The sequence below is a fragment of the Herbaspirillum sp. RV1423 genome (assembly GCF_000577615.1).
In the GTDB taxonomy this organism is placed as follows: Bacteria; Pseudomonadota; Gammaproteobacteria; order Burkholderiales; family Burkholderiaceae_D; genus Herbaspirillum.
Genome location: NZ_CBXX010000020.1, coordinates 62,145 through 79,841 on the forward strand (window position 1 = coordinate 62,145; position 17,697 = coordinate 79,841).

The following is a 17,697-nucleotide window of genomic DNA, read 5'->3' on the forward strand; positions in this document are numbered from 1 at the left end:
AGCGCCTCGATGGCTCAGAAAATTCTCCTCCATCCGCTGGCGATTCGCATTGCGCACTGGCTCAATGCATTCGCCATCGGCTGCATGCTCATGAGCGGCTGGGCCATCTACAACGCCTCGCCGATCTTCGGCTTTAAATTCCCCCCCTGGGCAACGCTGGGCGGATGGTTGGGCGGCGCCATCGCCTGGCATTTCGCGGCGATGTGGTTGCTGGTCGTCAATGGCCTGTTCTATCTGATTTACGGAGTGGCCAGCGGCCACTTTCGCCGGCACTTCCTGCCGCTGCGTGCGCGCGACGTGGCATCCGACGCCTGCCACGCCCTGCGCTTCCAGTTACCCCATCGGCCGGGCATCTACAATGCCGTACAAAAACTGTTGTACTGGGGCGTGATCGTGCTCGGGATAGGCGTTGCGCTGTCCGGGCTTTCTCTCTGGAAGCCGGTGCAGTTGGAATGGTTGAGCGACCTGTTCGGCGGCTTCGACTTCGCGCGCAAGGTGCATTTCGCCGCGATGGCCGGCATCGCCGCGTTTGTCGTCGTGCATCTGTTATTGGTCGCCATCGTCCCGACAACCTTATTGCCCATGGTGACAGGGCGAGGCCATGCGAAAGAGAGTGCATCATGAGCCAGCAAGACGAAACGCCTTCCCGCAAACCCGAGAAAATCCGTTTGGCAGATCACCGCACGGCGCTGGTGAAGGTCGAGCGGCGGCTCCTGCTGCGTTCCGCGCTGTCGCTAGGCGCGCTATCGATGCTTGCCGGTTGCGATTTGCAGGACAACGACGGCGTGGACAAGGTGCTGTGGGCCATGTCGCGCTGGAACGACCGGGTTCAGGCTCTGCTGTTCCGCGGCGACAAGCTTGCGCCAACCTATGCGGCGAGCCAGATCACCGATCCGTTTCCCTTTAATGCTTTCTATGATGAAGTCAATGCGCCGGATATCGACGTCAGCGATTGGCGCCTGGAAGTGTCGGGGTTGGTGCGCGACAAGCAGCCGTGGACAATCGAGCGCTTGCGCGCCCTGCCCCAGACCGGGCAGATCACCAGGCACATCTGCATCGAAGGCTGGAGCGCCATCGGCCAGTGGTCGGGCGTCCCCTTGAAAAGATTCCTCCAGGCCATTGGTGCCGATACGTCTGCGAAATACGTCGGTTTCAAGTGCGCGGACCGCTATTACTCCAGCCTGGACATGCCGACGGCGCTACATCCCCAGACCATTCTGGCGCTGGACTTCCGCAAGGAACCGTTGCCGACATCCTATGGCTTTCCACTCAAGGTACGTGTACCGACCAAGCTCGGATTCAAGAACCCCAAGCACGTCATCGCAATTTACGTGACCAACGAAAACCCGGGCGGTTACTGGGAAGACCAAGGCTACAATTGGTTCAGCGGCGTCTGATCCGTATCCGGGACCGGTCACAGGAAAAATGTAATGCCACAGGCACCGGCAAACCGGCCAGCACGGCAACATCGCCGACAATACCAGTCACTATCGATCGAGCAACACCTTCACCATGGCATCAAGCTCCCGCTTGCGAGCCTCCCAATCCGGCATGATTAACTGTTGGATCAATGCGAGCAATGTCGCATCAACAAACGCGCGATCCCCCTCGGGAAAATAGAAGTGCAGGCATTGGAAACAGATGAAGTTGCCGTTGGCCGCAGCTCCCAAACGCCCCTGACTTATTAATTTATGTGAATATCAAGGCAATTTAAATTGCATTTCCAACAAGCATTTGTTGCTTCCGGGAGAATATCTTTACAAAATCCAACATCCTCCTCCGTAGGAAGAATGCCCGACAGTAAAATTCCGCGCAGCAATTAAATCGAAAAATAAACGGGGTTTTACGGGGTGTTGTTTTGCATCGCAATAACAGAATATTTCAGCGTATTAGCTGTTGGGCAGGGTTTCGCTTTGGCGTCTTTCCGAATTCGCTCCGGGCTGCGGCCGCTCACGTAGGCGAGTGTCACGATGCCCTTCGTGGGCAAGACGACGAAGTACATGTTCCAACAAATTGGATATTCAAGAGTCTTACGGCCTTGATGTTCTTGGCCAGCGCAAGCCATGTCGCTCCCGCTTTGGGGCAAACCGATGCCGCAGCTCAAGAGTTTCAGCGCCAGCAGGAGCGGGAACGTCAATTGCGACGTCAGCAAGAACCGCAGCCTGATGTCCGTCTGCCCGAAGCGCAGGCGGCGAGCGGAGCGGCAGGAAAAATTCCGACAGGCGAGTCTCCGTGCTTTCAAGTAACACGCATCACTCTCGCAGGTGAGTTGGCTCAGCGGTTTCAGTTTGCGCTGGCGGGGCTCAATGCCGGCGACGATCCCGCAATCGGCCGCTGCCTGGGTGTGCAAGGCATTAACGTCGTCATGGCACGAATTCAAAACGAAATCGTTGCTCGCGGCTATATCACCACGCGCGTGCTTGCCGAGCCGCAGGACATCGCCGGTGGCGAACTGCGCTTGACGGTCGTGCCGGGGCGAATTCGCGCTATCCGTTTCGCTGCGGATGCCGATCCCCGCGCTACCCACTGGAGCGCCATTCCCGCGGCGCCTGGTGATTTGCTCAATCTGCGCGACATTGAGCAAGGCCTGGAGAACTTCAAGCGTGTGCCCACCGCCGAGGCCGACATCAAGGTGACCCCCAGTGAAGAGGCCGATGCCAAGGCCGGCGACAGCGATCTGGTGATCAGCTATCGTCAGGCCATTCCCCTGCGGCTGACGGCCTCGATAGACGATAGCGGCACCAAATCAACCGGAAAGTACCAGGGAAGCGCGACGGTCTCTCTCGACAACTGGCTGACGCTCAACGATTTGTTCTACATCAGCTACAACCATGACCTCGGCGGCGGAGACCCCGGCGTACGTGGCAGTCAAAGCCACGTGGTGCACTATTCGCTGCCCTTTGGCTACTGGGCTTTGGCGTTCACCAATAGCGCCAGCAGTTATCACCAGGCTGTGGCGGGCATCAATCAGACCTACATGTATAGCGGCGAAAGCGAAAACAACGAGCTCAAGCTCTCTCGCCTGGTCTATCGCGACGCGGCGCGTAAGACCACCCTCTCGTTCAAGGGCTTTTTAAAAACCTCCAGCAACTACGTGGACGACACGGAAGTGGAAGTTCAGCGTCGTCGCACCGCCGGTTGGGAACTGGGCGTGACGCATCGCGAGTTCATGGGGGACGCCACGCTTGATCTGTCCTTGGCGCACAAGCGAGGTACGGGTGCGTTTGATTCCTTGCCCGCCCCGGAAGAGGCATTCGGCGAAGGCACCTCTCGTTTCCGGATTACGACAGCCGATCTATCTCTCAATCTTCCTTTTGCCTGGCAAGCGCCTTGGGGTAAGCAGGCGCTGCGCTACTCGTTCGCCGCCCGCGCCCAATGGAATGGCACGCCGCTGACGCCTCAAGACAGATTCTCGATCGGTGGGCGCTACACCGTGCGGGGCTTCGATGGTGAAGTGACCTTGTTGGCCGAGAACGGCTGGTTTGCCCGCAATGAGCTTTCCGCAGCGTTGGGGCAAAGCGGCCAGGAAGTCTACGTGGGGGCCGACTACGGACAAGTCGGCGGCCCCTCGGCAGCCCTTCTGACCGGCCGTCGCCTGGCCGGCGCGGTCACGGGGTTGCGTGGCGCGTTCGGACGCGTCTCCTATGAAGTCTTTGCCGGCACGCCGATTTCCAAGCCTGATCGATTCCAGACTGCTCGCGTGACAGCGGGTTTCAACCTGATGTGGTCGTACTGACAGCGGCGTTGCCGCCTCCTGACGAGAAGAAAGAAGAACATGAACCAGTTGTGTTATCGCGTTATCTTCAACAAAGCCCGCGGCATGCTCATGGCGGTTGCCGAAACTGTCCGCAGTAACATGGGAATCTCTGCACGAGGTCCTGAAAGGAGCCGCCTCCCTGCACCACCGATGGCGCGCTTGAGCTGGATTGGATTGGCCGTGTTGACGCTGGTCGGAGCGACAATGACCTTGCTGCCTCGGGCGCAGGCGCAAATCGTGGCTGACCCTGGCGCACCCCGCAATCAGCAGCCGGTCGTCGTCAATACCGCGAACGGCATCCCGCAGGTCAATATCCAGACGCCCAGCGCGGCAGGCGTGTCGCGCAATACCTATAGCCAGTTCGATGTCCAGCGTAACGGCGCCGTCCTGAATAACTCCCGATCCGACGTGCAGACTCAACTCGGCGGCTGGATTCAGCGCAATCCGAATCTTGCCAACGGCACTGCCCGCGTGATCCTGAATGAAGTCAATTCCAGCAATCCAAGCTACCTGCGCGGATTCGTGGAGGTCGCAGGGGATCGTGCCCAAGTCATTGTCGCCAATCCGTCAGGGGTCACCTGTGACGGATGCGGCTTCATCAATTCAGCGCGCACTACGCTTACCACCGGCGAAGCCATCATGAACGGCGGCAATCTTGACGGTTATGTGGTGCGTGGGGGGCGAGTCAAGGTGGAAGGGGCCGGATTGAGCGATGCCCAGTCCGACTATACCGAGATCATCGCGCGCGCCACCGAAGTGAACGCAGGCATCTGGGCAAAGGAATTGCATGTGACCGTGGGGACCAATCGGGTCAGTGCGGATCACACGCAAGTGACGCCCATCGCCGCGCAGGATGCTGCGCCGGCGTTCGGCGTCGATGTGGCGCAGCTAGGCGGGATGTATGCCAACAAGATCTTCCTCGTGGGCACCGAATCCGGCGTTGGCATGCGCAATGCCGGCAATATCGGCGCCGCCATTGGTGAAGTCGCGCTGACGGCTGACGGCCGGATTGAAAATAGCGGCGTCCTGAACGCCCAGGACAAGATACGCATTCAATCGACGGGCGTGGCCGCCGGCTCCGCCCACGGTGTGGTCAACACAGGCAGCATCACCGCGGCAACGTCCGAGGTTACCTTGAACACCGACGGTCGCATCGACAATGGCGGTTCGGTGACGGCCCAGACTTCCATCAGCGCCACTGGGCAGGAGGTGCGCAACAGCGGAACCTTGAGCGCAGCAGGAAGCGCCGTCGACGTCGTCGCCAGCGGAACGGTCGACAACAGCGGCGCCATTCTTGCCCAGACCGATGTTCGTGTTGCCGGTGCCGATGTCAATAATGCCGGCAGCATTGCGGCCGCCAACGGCGGCGTCACCGTTGCCGCAAGCGGAGCCGTCGACAATGGCGGTTCGATGATCGCTCAGGGCAATGTCAATATCACGGCGCAATTGCAGACTCCGAATGGACGGCCTGCGTTGCGCAATGACGGTACGTTGAGCGCAGTGAACGGAAGCATTGCGGTCAATACCGGCGGAGGTATCGATAACGCGGGCACCATGGTCGCGCGCAACGATGTTCGCCTGGATGTGTCCGCCGCTGGCGGCACGCCGGCCGATGTGAGCAACCGCGGCAGTATTAACGCGATCCAGGGTGGGGTAAGGATCAATGCCGACGGCAGCATCGACAATGCCGGTTCCGTGATCGGTCAGGCAGCGGTCGACATCGCAGCACGCCATGCAGGCGCGGCCGCGGGGCAAGCAGGCCTGCGCAACGGAGGCACTATCAGCGTGGCCGGCGGCGCGATCTCCCTCGCGATTAGCGGCGCTGTCGACAACGGCGGAAAAATCCTCGCCAGGGATGGCGTAGACATGCGTGTTGCAAGCGCATCAGGAAGCAATGGCATTGACGGTCGCTATGGCTTACGCAATACCGGGGACATTGGCGCCAGCGCCGGCACCGTCCAACTGAACGTTGACGGCGGCGTGACCAATACGGGCGCTGTGATAGGCCAGAATAACGTGATCATTACGGCGCGCAATGCATCTGGTCAGCAGTTTGCCGGCGGCCAGTTTGATATCGACAACGGCGGCAGCATTCAGGCAGCGGACGGCCAGGCGCAATTGGGCGCTGACGGACGCGTCGCCAACAGCGGTACGATCATGGCGGCGCAGGCGGTGGACGTCGCCGCCGCCAATCTTGCCCGCGGCACGTTTGCCGGGAGCGATGTGGCCCTGACCAACAACGGCACCATCACTGCCACAGCCGGCGCATCGACGCTGGATGCCAACGGCGGCATACGGAACAGCGGCACCATTGCCGCGCAAAACGACGTGAACCTGAAAGCGCGCAACGCGGGTGCATCGTTATACAACGAAGGAAAAATCCAGGCCTCCGGCGGCACAGCGTCGCTGATCGCCGATGGGCAGTTGAACAACACGGCGACAGGCGCCGTCATGGCGAAGAAGCTGAGCATTTCCGCGCAAGATGTGGTGAACGACGGTAGCATCGGCGCCCAGGCGGATGCATCGCTTGCTTCACGCAGCGGCTTCCGCCAGTCCTCTGCCGCCGCCTTCGCCGCCAACGGCAATATGGTATTGAACCTGGCAGGCAACTATTCCAACGCGGGGCAATTGCGAGCAGGAACGCTATCGTTGTCCGCAGCCCAGATCAGCAATCTCAATACGGCAGCGATCCAGGCGGACTCGATCACCATTAACGGCAGCGGCACCCTTACCAATGCCGGCGAAATCAGTTCGAGGAACCTGCTCGATATCACCGCGCCGACCGTCGACAACACGGGCGTTATTTTGGGCGGCGATCTGGTCGTGCGTGCCCAGACGTTAAACAACACCGGCAACAATGCTTTACTGGGTGGCGGCAACAGCATGTCGCTGTGGGTGACGAGTGCTCTTTCCAATCGCAACAATGCGGTCATTTACAGCGCCGGCAGCATGGCGATCGGCGCTAACGACCAGCGCGATGCAAACGGCCTGACAAACGGTACGGCGCAGATCAACAACGAAGATTCGATCATCGAAGCCGGCGGCAACATGGAGATGGCCGCCGTCAATTTGCGCAATACCCGCAGCGGCGTGGCGGTGAGCACGGTGGGGACGCTCGATGAGACATACTCCATGCGAACGCCTTCGTGGTGGCACAACGGCGGCAACCAGATGTACTACAAGCCCGACTCATCGAACTTCAACGCCTATGAGATCTTGTATGTCAATCCGGCCGACGTGCTGGAGACCAAGAGCATCATCACGCCGGATGGCTATGTGATCGGTCGGGCAGTCATCAGGACGCACGCCGACGACAGCGTTTTCTACAAGGGTATTTCTTCCAACTGGGCAACCTTCGGACAGATCAGCCGCGGAAGCGCCACGGACGGCACGCGTGTGGTGTATTTCACATCGCAGAGCAGCAATGTCGGCAACCCCGACAAGGTCGCCGGAGGCGATGATCCGCGCGACGGCCGTAGCGACATCAACTGGGAACCCATGCCCGCGTACTCGAACCAGTACGGGAATTGCACCACGAACTGCATCCGGTTCGTGGCGGAACAGGACTACACCGATCCCAACACCATCTTCCGGCGCGATACGCAGCGCGCGCTGGCGCCCCAGCACGATTCGCTGGAACTCACCCGCAATGCCCATCACACGGCCACCGAAGACAGGCTGGCCAGCGGCGCTGGCGCCGTCGCCGAGATCCGCGCCGGCGGCAACGCGCGCATCAATATCGGCCAGTCGTTGAGCAACGAATTCAGCAATATTGTCGTCAATGGCAGCTTGTGGTTGGGCGGGGCCAACGCAAACATCACGAACCTTGGGCAGACCCTGTATCGCCGGCACAGCTTCGATGGCACCTTTACGACGACAGGGGGTACCGTCACTGCCTACAGCATGCCGGATATCTCCGAAGTGATTGGCACCACCCAGGGCGCGATTGTGGGCAATGGCGGCGTTACCATCGTTGCGAACAATTTCAGCAATGCCGACCTTTCCGCAGGCAGCGCTGCGAATATCCGCAACGACATTACTCCGGCCACCGGCAGTGGTCAGTCGATCGGCGGCATGCTGGGCAGCGTCGCCACACGCCCCGGCAGCAATGCGCCAACCGGCGGCGCGCTGCCCTCGGGCACAGGGCTTCCGACGATGAGCGGATTCCCCGCTGGCGCGCTCTTCCCGCAAAACGGAAATGTACCGGTGCCGATTCGCCCTGGCGTGCTGTTCCGGCCATCCACCAGCGGCAGCTACCTGCTGGAAACGCGTTCACAGTTCACCGACCATCGCACCTGGTTGAGCAGCGATTACTTGCTGACAGCCCTTAATGTCGATCCCAGTACGGTGCAAAAGCGGCTGGGCGATGGCTATTACGAGCAACGTCTGGTGCGAGAGCAGATTGCACAGCTTACCCGCAAGGTCAGCGGCGCCGCCAGCGACGACAGTCAATATCAAAAGTTGCTCAGCAATGGTGTCAGCACGGCACAAGCCTGGGGCTTGCGCCCCGGCGTGGAGCTCACGCCCGACCAGGTTAGCCATCTGACCAGCGATATCGTCTGGCTGGTCAGCCAGACCGTCACCTTGCCTGACGGCAGCACCCAGGATGTCCTGGTGCCGCGCGTATATCTGGCGCATCTGGACGACGGCGCGCTTCAGAGCACCGGCGCGCTGGTCAGCGGCTCTAACGTCACGATCCAGGCCGCCAACATCACCAACAAGGGCGGCATGATCGACGGACGGGCCGACGGCACGGGCCGCACGGTATTGGTTGCCTCGAACGACCTCGCAAACCTGGGCGGCGGCATCCGGGGCGACGACATCGTCATCAGCGCTGGCGGCAATATTCGCAATGAAACATTGACCGTTCAGCAAACCTATGCAAACGGTCAGAGCAGCGGCAGCTTTACTTCGTTGTCGAATACGGCAGGTATTGTCGCGGGTAAAGACCTGACCATCGCAGCCGGTGGAAATGTCCAAAATATCGGCGCAAATCTGGTCAGTGGTGCTGCGGGCGACAAGGGGGGTGGAAATCTGTCCGTCAGCGCTGGAGGTGACTTGATTCTGGATACAGTCAAGACTGGCAGCACCCTCGATGTCAACCATGCCGGCTACAACGTCCACCAGACTTCCACCGGCAATTCCGGCTCCATGATCAGCGCCGGCGGCGATCTGTCGCTGGTGGCCAAGCGCGATATCGTCCTGACTGGTGCGAATGTGGCAATCGGCACCAACGGAGAAGGTGACGGCCAGATCCTCGCAGGACGCGCGGTCACCATCGGCGCAGCGACGAATGAGTCCTCCGCGGACTATGTGCATACCACTTCAAACTCCAACTTCCAGGCGCAGCGGCAGACCACTACTGCGCAAGGCTCCAACATCAACACCACCGGCGCACTGACGATCGGCGCCGGCAAACTGGAGACGGCCGACGTCAAGGTGATCGGCAGCAACGTCACGGCAGGCAAGGCCCTCAATGTCGGCGCAAGCGGCAATATTGACGTACTGGCGGCGCAGGAAAGCAGCACCTACGACGAATACTCAAAGTCGACATCCAAGGGATTTTTGTCCAGTAGAACCAACACCGATATCATCAGCGACGATCGCAGCAACGTCATCAGCAGCACGTTAAGCGGCGATACGACGACGCTTCAGGCAGGCAAGGACATGAACATCATCGGCAGCAACGTGGTGTCGTCGGCCGGCACCAGTCTGGTGGCCGGCAACAACATCACCGTCGAGGCGGCCAGCAATACCGTGGACCACGCCGAACAGCACAACAAGAAGACCAGCGGGCTGTTCGGCAGCGGCGGGCTGGGGTTCACCCTTGGTTCACGCGAAATCGATGACAAGAACCACCAGATCAGCCAGAACACGGTCTCCAGCAACGTGGGAAGCATCGACGGCAACGTGAGCATCAAGGCGGGCAACGCCTACACCCAGACCGGCAGCAACGTGCTTGCCTTGCAGGGCGATATCGACGTCGTCGCCAAATCGGTCCTGGTGAAAGAAGCCCAGAACCTCACCAATACGACGCAGGACTATTCCGTCAAGCAAGGCGGCCTGACGGTAGCCCTGTCCAGCCCTGTTCTCGCGGCGATCCAGACCGTCCAGCAAATGGGTTCGGCGGCGCAACAGACCGGCGACGGCCGCATGAAACTGCTGGCCGGCGCGACCGCCGCGCTGGCAGGGAAGAATGCTTACGATGCCGTCGCCAGCAATCCGGCGCAGGCCGGCGGAGTCAACCTGTCCTTCAGCCTGGGGGCGAGCCAGAACCAGAGCCACCGTGAAACGTCGAGCACGAGTGTCGTCGGCTCCACGATCACAGGTGGCGGCAACGTCAATATCACCGCCACCGGCGACGGAGCCAACAGCGACATCACGATCCAAGGTAGCTCGGTCAAGGCAGGCGAAAACCTGAACCTGAAGGCCGACGACCAGATCAACCTGCTGGCCGGTAAGGGCACGGCGGACCAGCATGGGAAGAACAGTTCCAGTTCTGCATCGATCGGCTTCAGCATCGGCACCTCCGGCTTGCTGTTCAACGTGGGAGCATCGTTTGGCCGGGGTAATGCAGACGGCAGCGATGTCAGCTACACCAATACGCACGTCGACGCGGGCAATAAACTGACCATGAGCAGCGGCGGCGACACCAATCTGATCGGCGCCGTTGCTTCCGGCAAGCAGGTCGTCGCCGATGTTGGCGGCGACCTGAACATCCAGAGTCTGCAAGACACCAGCAAGTTCGACAGCAAGCAACAAAGCATGGGCTTCAGCCTGTCGGTCGGCATGGGGGCGATGGGAGGCAGCGTCAACTACAGCAAGTCGACCATCAAGAGTGACTTTGCCAGCGTGATGGAGCAATCGGGCATCAAGGCCGGCGACAGTGGTTTCCAAATCAAGGTGGACGGCAATACAGACCTTAAGGGCGCGATCATCGCCAGCACCGACAAGGCGGTACAGAACAACAAGAACAGCCTGAGCACTGCCAGCCTGACGCAAAGCGACATCCAGAACAGCGCAAGCTATAGCGCGGACAGCGTCGGCATCGGCGTGGGCTACAGCACCGGCAAGGAAAACCCCGTCGGCAAGGACCAGCAAGGCAATGCCCAAGCCGGTGGAGAGAAGGTGCCAGGAACGGAATTGCCGACTACTGGCAAGGACGGTGGTTTTTCCGCGACACCTCCTGCAGTGATGTCGGCCAGCGAGGATGCATCGAGCACCACCCGTAGCGGCATCAGCGGCGGCGCGATCACCATTACCAATGAGCAGCGGCAACAGCAGTTGACCGGACAGACCGCCGATCAGGTTGTCGCCTCTATCAATCGGGATGTCAGCAGCGACAAAGATGGCACCAATGCCTTGAAGCCCATCTTCAATGAGCAGGAAATCCAGGCCGGATTTGCCATCGTAGGGGCCATGACTCGCGAAGTCGGGACGTTCTTGGACAACCGGGCGAAGGAGGCAGACGACGCCAAGAAGAAGCTCGACGTAGCGCTTGCAGAAGAAAATGCAAAGCCTGCTGATCAGCGCGACGAGGAGCGAATTCGCGGCTTGCTGGATCAATATATTGATGCAAGTAAATGGTCTCCCAACGGGGATTATCGTAAGTATGTGACGGCTATTGTGGGTGCTGCAGGCGCTAACATAACCGGATCGACAGCGCAATTTGCTCAGTCTGCAGCAGTCAATTACCTCCAAGGATTGGGGGTTGAGCAGGTCAAGACGCTCGCGGACAATCTGGGTAGTGAGCCTGCGCGTGCAGCATTGCAAGGAATTCTTGGATGTATGGGTGCCGCCGCCCAAGGTGCCAATTGCGGGGCGGGTGCACTTGGAGCGTCCGCGGGCAGCATCATTAACAGCTTGCTTGATGCCACCGATGGACTAAGCGACGAACAGCGGGAAGCTCGAAGGAATTTGGTCGCCAACATTGTGGCAGGTGTTGCGACCGCAGTTGGTACTAACGCGAATACTGCGACCACCGCAACTGAACTGGAGACAGAAAATAATGCGCTGGGAATATATTCAAAGCGTCTGATGGCTGATATGCGGCAGTGCTCGGTATCAAAGAATGCAGGGTGCTTCGATGACATCAAGGCGAGAACGGAGAAGGCTACGCAGGATTTTAATGCCCGACTGAAGTCCGCCTGCGATGGTAGCGGGGCATCACTAACGAGCTGCCAGCAGATAGTCGCCACAGTGCAAAGCGCGGCGATGGATCTTGGCTCGGTCAAATATCTTGCAAAGACAAATGAGCAACGCGACTATCTTGAAACAAAGCAAACAGAGCAAGCAGCGGATCTGTTAAGTCAGGCTCAGAACCTGTATGAGCTTGGAGCCCAAGCGTCGTTATTAGAACAGTTGTTCTCAAGTTTGGCCCTTATGGCCATGGACGATCCAGCAGGACTAGGACAGGCAATCAGTAATGCTCGTGAGAAGATATTTAGTGCCAAACCCAGGGGCAATGCGGGCGGAAGCTCACTTCCCGTACCTGAAAAAGTTATCGCCGAAAACGGCCTTGCCTATCAGTCCAATAGCAAGCACACTCTTGGCACATCCGGAAGTCGGCCCAATGCAGGAGTCGAGCCTTCGAATTCGCTCGAACTATTTAATAGTTCCATAGGAACGAACAAAAGTGGAGTCCGACTCGCGGTGGACAAACAAGGCAATATTCACAGATTTTTTGATAACAATAATGGGACTTTCCACTGGAGTGGCAGTACTTCCGATAAAAGCGCTCCTTTAACCATCGCTGAGCTCCAGCAAGCTGGATTTGCAAAAGAATTAAGACAATTAGGAGTTAAGTAATGCTGGCAGGAAATTCTTTATACTTCTCTTTTTGGTATGACGTGGCAGAGCGATCTGAGGGCTTCTGCTTCGGTCCATTCAATATTTTTGTTAATGGGAGACTGTTGCTAAGTGAAAGCGAAGATAACTTTACGTTGAACATAATCGCCTCTGACTTGAGAAGGTCATTTGAAAAAATGGATCGCTTAGATGAAATTTCCGCGGACTTCAATGCAGGAGAAATTTTTGAGCGAGCCATGCACACGCACGGCTACCCAACCGCATCAGACCCTGTCTTTCCAGAGCAATGGTGGAAACAAACGAGTGGGACGGTATCGAAGTTGATCGACTTGTACGTTGAAGTGGAGCAAGAGCGAAGGTGCAATCCTCCATTTGGAGTAGAGCTTTCGATGTATACGGAGATAAGTGACAAGGGTTGGCGTTTTTTTCTGTTTGGTTGCGGAGAGCAAGAAATATTGCTTATATCAAAGGATCGAGGAAAAACCGTTCTAAGCCATGCATTGCCCAAAGGAGACGTGAAAAAGGCTGTGGAACAGTTTTTGGTGGTGGAGAATATTGATCTAGCCCGAAGTAACTAGTCCAGCCAATGTGAAGGGATTTCACAAGTTTGACGTTATTTTGGAGAAGCAAGTCATGCCAATCAAACATCACAAGCCAGAACAAATTATCGCCAAGCTGCGGCAAATCGAAGTGTTCACTGCGCAGGGTACACATCCGACACATGCCACCCTAGCTCCCGCACCTACACAGCAACACCCCAAACAACACCAGCCCCTATCGATTAAGCAACACCTCCGCCATACCATCAAGCTCCCGCTTGCGAGCCTCCCAATCCGGCATGATTAACTGTTGGATCAATGCGAGCAATGTCGCATCAACAAACGCGCGATCCCCCCCTCGGGAAAATAGAAGTGCAGGCATTGGAAACAGATGAAGTTGCCGTTGGCCGCAGATCCCAAAGCCATTGGGTTGGTAGGTGCAAATACCGGATATGATCGAATTCTTGAAGCAGTCGGTAATGACAGCTCGCGAGCTTCTTCCGTTCTCAAATCTTTGGATTCTGGGCGCGTAGAAAAATGGGTTGTGCATACCGATCCGGCAGGAGGAACCTCTATTTGGATTGTCAATAGCTCAGGAAAAATTGTTCAAGCTGACTCAACCTTGGTAAGTAAAGTATTAGGAGCCGTAAAATGATTCGCGCACCATTCTGTGACGAGAAATATTGGGATAAATGGATATCTTTCTTAGAGGAAGAGATCGCTAGCCAGACTGAAACACTTAAGCATCCTTCCGCAAATCCAAAATATCGGCCGCAATATGCATTTACTCTGGTGAAGCATTATCTACATCTGATACTGAGTAAATATTCTCGAGGTGACTCCGTTGCTGAATTGGGAAAACATTTCTCTCCGCTCTTAGCTGCTTGGGAAGATGCAAAACGATTGCACTTAGAAATACTCTCTGTCGATCAATATCATCACAAGTTTGACTGGACGAGGAATATAGATCATTACATAGTCTGCTTCTGGTTGACTGGTCTTGCCTTGTCTTTAGAGCTTGCAGAAGATCAATGGCAACGACTGGTCGCATTGATGGGCAACGAGGGAAAAGATCAGTTGCTTGATCGAGTGATTGCAACGAGACAGGCAGAGCGCCAAGTTGGAAGTGATCTTTGCCACCCCAAGCCGTATCAGCACCTCTTGAATGTGATCGTCTCATCAACCGAAAACCAGCGAAATCTGTTGAAAGATTTTGTGGAAGCCTGGTATTCGGAATTGAACCGCCCCCCTAAAAATAAAAAACTCTCGGAAGACACCGCAATCTATGACCGCCCCTATTGGTATAAATACGGCGAGACCAACATGGCTGGTGGCGCCTATTTCGGTCAATGGTGCATTGAAGCTGTTGCAGTCGTGAAAGCATTTGGTATAGACGATGATCTTTGTCTCGGACACCCACAATATCCAGGAGATTTACTTCGACCTGCGCAAGTCACTCCACCAGACAACACTCGATTGCCGAAAGCATTGCTCAAGTGGGGAACGCAACTTAACGATCTGGCGCCGGCAATGCCGGACTCCCACGATGAAGTGGTCGCTCAAGCTAATCCTTCGGCGAATTGGTTGAGACGTCTTTTCCGATAAAAATAAATTTTCACAGGTTACGTCTACCATCAATTGCACATTGCAAGCATTAGACGATATCAACCTATCATTCGCCCCCTATCATAAGATCGCAATACAAGGCCAAAGCGTCTCCGATTGAGTTTGCTTTGTGCGATTCGACGCATACGAGGAGGTTTGCATGAGCGAACTGGCGGACATGACTTGAAGGTGAAATGATGGAATGGCAATACTTAAAGGCTATGAAGAATTTTAATGCGATTTCTCACGGAGCCGTATTTCGTGTAAAAGGAAAATGGCCCTATGAGCCATTGGTAGATTTTATGCTTATTGATATGCCGGACGAAAATACAAAGCATGCATTAATAGTTTCTACCGGTAAAAAAGCAGGGCTGATTTTAGTGAGATTACCAATAGAAGCAGAATCCTCAGAAGGAAATGCGCTTTCTAAAGAGTGGATTATTCAAAATTGGGCTCGGTGGATTTATCCGGAATGCCTTGTTGAGGAGGTCTTATTTTTGTCGAGATACGACGTGGAGCGTAAATAAATTTTTTGTGTTGGATGCGAGCACTCGGTGTTACCCCAGCGTATGTGACTGCAGTAGTAGCCAGCGCCCCCGAGAAACAATAAGGATGGATTCTCGAAAAATAATATTCGGCAACGACTGTAATCGGCGGCGGTTGCGGACGTTAGTGCTTTCTATGTAACGAGTTTATTTTTTTGAAATCGACAGATAAATAAAAAAGCCCCACGACTGAACTGAACCCCGAAAGTTGGACAGCAACTTTCGGGGGTTTTCATTGGCGAAATACACGACGCAATTCAAGCAGGAAGTTGTCCAGCAATAGTGTAGTTATAAAAAATGGACATTTGGTTATTCTGGTTGACGTAATCTCTCAATTCGTTTTCCACCTAACCCGGCCAACTACCTTCGATTATTCACGCTTTGCCAACTGGCAAATAAGGAAAGCCGCATGCTTGAAATTAAGTTCGAACAACCCTTCAGCTTGCATATGGAGGTTGTAGAAACGGATGACCATATACCGTCAATGCGCGTTGAAACAAAGATCGTAGTTAAGCAGTTCAGCACACTTTTAGTTATCAAGGGACCTTCTGGCTGGAGTGCGCTAGCTGGAGTAACTTCACGAGTACGATAAATGATTCATCACCAGATGCTGTGTTGAAGGATATGAATGATTATTTTGTACTTGCGATTCGTGAAAATTGTGGCAAGAGGATTCTTTCTTGGGAGTTTAGAAAAATAGATGCCAACGGGGAAAGGAAAGTGGCCATTGCATTTTCTGCTGAAATTCACGATGACATGTTGGGGAAAATAAAGAGCGAATTTTCTGATTTTCCTGCATGGTGGTAAGCACGTGGAGATGTTGAGTTGCATCCAAAACTGATAATCATCTATGCTGAAAGCAAAGGGATCGAGATTGTTGTTACGAAAGTGAAATGATGAAGAATACATTTAGAGCAACGGTTTATTTCAATGGTGATATATATCAATTCATCACAATGTCGCAGGGCATACTTAACTACGCGGAACCCGAGGCTGCTCAGCAGGTTCTCGTATCCACAGCGATAGATGCTGAGCTAGGAGCTGCATTGCGACTCGCATTGTCCAAGAGCAAGCGAGTAACTACCGCAGAATTTCAGGAAATCTTTAAATCAGGGCTCGTACAGAAGATCTCCAAGGAACGCGACGCCGCCATCATGCAGCGGTATGGCTACAAGACGCGTAAGTCACTTCTGAGGAAAATGGCTTGCTGCTGGATCACGGCCGACGACGAGAAAATCGAAATCAAGCCAACGCACCACAAGAACATTGATGGCTACTCAGGAATAAGCAATGATGGTCCTGAGATAATTTTTGTAGCCGCTAACATAAGTGATGAACAGTTGGGTGTCGCCTTGCGGGAAGGTTTCTCCCGTTGCACCAGCGCAGTTGCTTAGCGTTTTCTTATCGTTTGTAAGCATTCGGGCCATGCCCGCGCTGAACGATTTGATTCGCTTCGTTAGCGACCAAGAAGGTACATTCTCAATCAACAGCATATTAAGCGGTTTGGTACAGATTGTTACAGATAGCGCACCTGACGCTAAGGAAGTCCATAAAGGAAAAACAAGGTCGCTGGTACGCCAAAGACAAGCTTCTCCAAAAATAGAAAGAGAGATTTCCTACTCATGATCGATGACTTCCCCATCCTCGAGTGAATTCTTCTTACCAGACCACTTGCGGCCGGTTGCCTCCCAACAACACCAGCCCCTATCGATTAAGCAACACCTCCGCCATACCATCCAACTCTCGCTTGCGAGCCTCCCAATCCGGCATGAGCGCGGCAAGCAGGCGGTAGTATGCGGGGCTGTGGTTGTGTACTTTGAGATGGCACAACTCATGTCCGATGACGTAGTCGATGCAGGGGCGCGGCGCTTTTACCAGTTGCGGGTTCAGGCATAGGATGCCGGACGGCGAACAGCTTCCCCATTGCGTGCGCATGTTCAGCAAGCGAAAAGACGGCATCTCCTTCAGCCAGCGCAAGCTGTCCGCGACCTCGGGGAGACGTCGCGCGAAAATTTCTTGCGCGCGCTTTCTGTACCAGGCATCCAGCAGGCGGCGCACCGTATCCGGGTCGCTGACGGATGTCGTCACTTCCAGCTTGCCGCGCAGCAGCTTCACCTCTGCGGCGGCATCGCTGGATACCTTCACCTTCAAGGCATGGCGCCTGCCGAGATAAAAGCAGCTTTCGCCACTGATGTATTCGCGCGGCAAGACGTGGCGCATGCGTTCCTTGTGCGCCGCCAGTTGCTGCCATATCCAGCGCGCGCGGCGATGCACTGCCGCGACGATCTCTTGCGGTTCGCTCGCTTGCGGCGCGTCGACGACCACCGCGCCGTCGGGCAGCACGCTGATCGAGATGCGCCGTTGCGATGCGAGGCCGAGGCGCGGCATGAAACGGATTGTGAACGCTATCCGCTCGTCGCCGTACCGGATGCTGCGCCGCATG

Annotated in this window: 12 protein-coding genes; 11 read left to right on the top strand and 1 reads right to left on the bottom strand. The window is 56.0% G+C overall.

Features of this window, described 5'->3' with window-relative positions:
- The first annotated feature begins 9 nt into the window (after positions 1-9).
- From RV1423_RS17640 to RV1423_RS29920, 11 genes are all read left to right on the top strand, one after another.
- Positions 10-624, top strand: a complete 615-nt coding sequence (locus RV1423_RS17640) for a cytochrome b/b6 domain-containing protein (RefSeq protein WP_034299302.1) — start codon at positions 10-12, stop codon at positions 622-624.
- Positions 621-1,397: a molybdopterin-dependent oxidoreductase gene (locus tag RV1423_RS17645; protein WP_034299306.1), complete on the top strand. Its 777-nt coding sequence runs from the start codon at positions 621-623 to the stop codon at positions 1,395-1,397. Before RV1423_RS17640 ends, RV1423_RS17645 begins: the two co-directional genes overlap by 4 nt.
- 644 nt (positions 1,398-2,041) lie before the next feature.
- On the top strand, positions 2,042-3,736 hold the full coding sequence (locus RV1423_RS17655; protein ID WP_034299312.1) for a ShlB/FhaC/HecB family hemolysin secretion/activation protein: 1,695 nt from the start codon (positions 2,042-2,044) through the stop codon (positions 3,734-3,736).
- 39 nt (positions 3,737-3,775) lie between these two features.
- The gene (locus RV1423_RS17660) at positions 3,776-12,565 is read left to right on the top strand and encodes a hemagglutinin repeat-containing protein (RefSeq protein ID WP_081768870.1); all 8,790 of its coding nucleotides are present in this window, start codon (positions 3,776-3,778) and stop codon (positions 12,563-12,565) included.
- Entirely contained in the window at positions 12,565-13,143 is a 579-nt protein-coding gene (locus tag RV1423_RS17665) for an Imm42 family immunity protein (RefSeq protein WP_034299314.1), read from the top strand. The genes RV1423_RS17660 and RV1423_RS17665 overlap by 1 nt, the downstream gene beginning before the upstream one ends.
- A 352-nt stretch (positions 13,144-13,495) precedes the next feature.
- The gene (locus RV1423_RS29915) at positions 13,496-13,759 is read left to right on the top strand and encodes a hypothetical protein (protein ID WP_155835148.1); all 264 of its coding nucleotides are present in this window, start codon (positions 13,496-13,498) and stop codon (positions 13,757-13,759) included.
- Positions 13,756-14,709 carry a PoNi-like cognate immunity protein gene (locus RV1423_RS17675; protein WP_081768871.1) on the top strand — a complete coding sequence of 318 codons (954 nt, stop codon included), beginning with the start codon at positions 13,756-13,758 and terminating at the stop codon, positions 14,707-14,709. The genes RV1423_RS29915 and RV1423_RS17675 overlap by 4 nt, the downstream gene beginning before the upstream one ends.
- A 194-nt stretch (positions 14,710-14,903) precedes the next feature.
- Positions 14,904-15,236 (top strand): Imm45 family immunity protein, encoded by a 333-nt coding sequence (gene imm45, locus RV1423_RS17680; RefSeq protein WP_197034958.1) that lies wholly within the window; start codon positions 14,904-14,906, stop codon positions 15,234-15,236.
- 642 nt (positions 15,237-15,878) lie between these two features.
- Complete coding sequence (locus RV1423_RS17690; protein ID WP_034299323.1) at positions 15,879-16,061, top strand: hypothetical protein; 183 nt, start codon at positions 15,879-15,881, stop codon at positions 16,059-16,061.
- An 86-nt stretch (positions 16,062-16,147) separates the two neighbouring features.
- Complete coding sequence (locus tag RV1423_RS17695; protein WP_034299326.1) at positions 16,148-16,648, top strand: contact-dependent growth inhibition system immunity protein; 501 nt, start codon at positions 16,148-16,150, stop codon at positions 16,646-16,648.
- 31 nt (positions 16,649-16,679) lie between these two features.
- The gene (locus tag RV1423_RS29920; protein ID WP_155835149.1) at positions 16,680-16,880 is read left to right on the top strand and encodes a hypothetical protein; all 201 of its coding nucleotides are present in this window, start codon (positions 16,680-16,682) and stop codon (positions 16,878-16,880) included.
- A 78-nt stretch (positions 16,881-16,958) separates the two neighbouring features.
- Here the strand turns inward: RV1423_RS29920 and RV1423_RS17700 are convergent, their stop codons facing one another.
- Positions 16,959-17,696 carry a M48 family metallopeptidase gene (locus RV1423_RS17700; RefSeq protein WP_034299329.1) on the bottom strand — a complete coding sequence of 246 codons (738 nt, stop codon included), beginning with the start codon at positions 17,694-17,696 and terminating at the stop codon, positions 16,959-16,961.
- Position 17,697 lies beyond the last annotated feature (1 nt).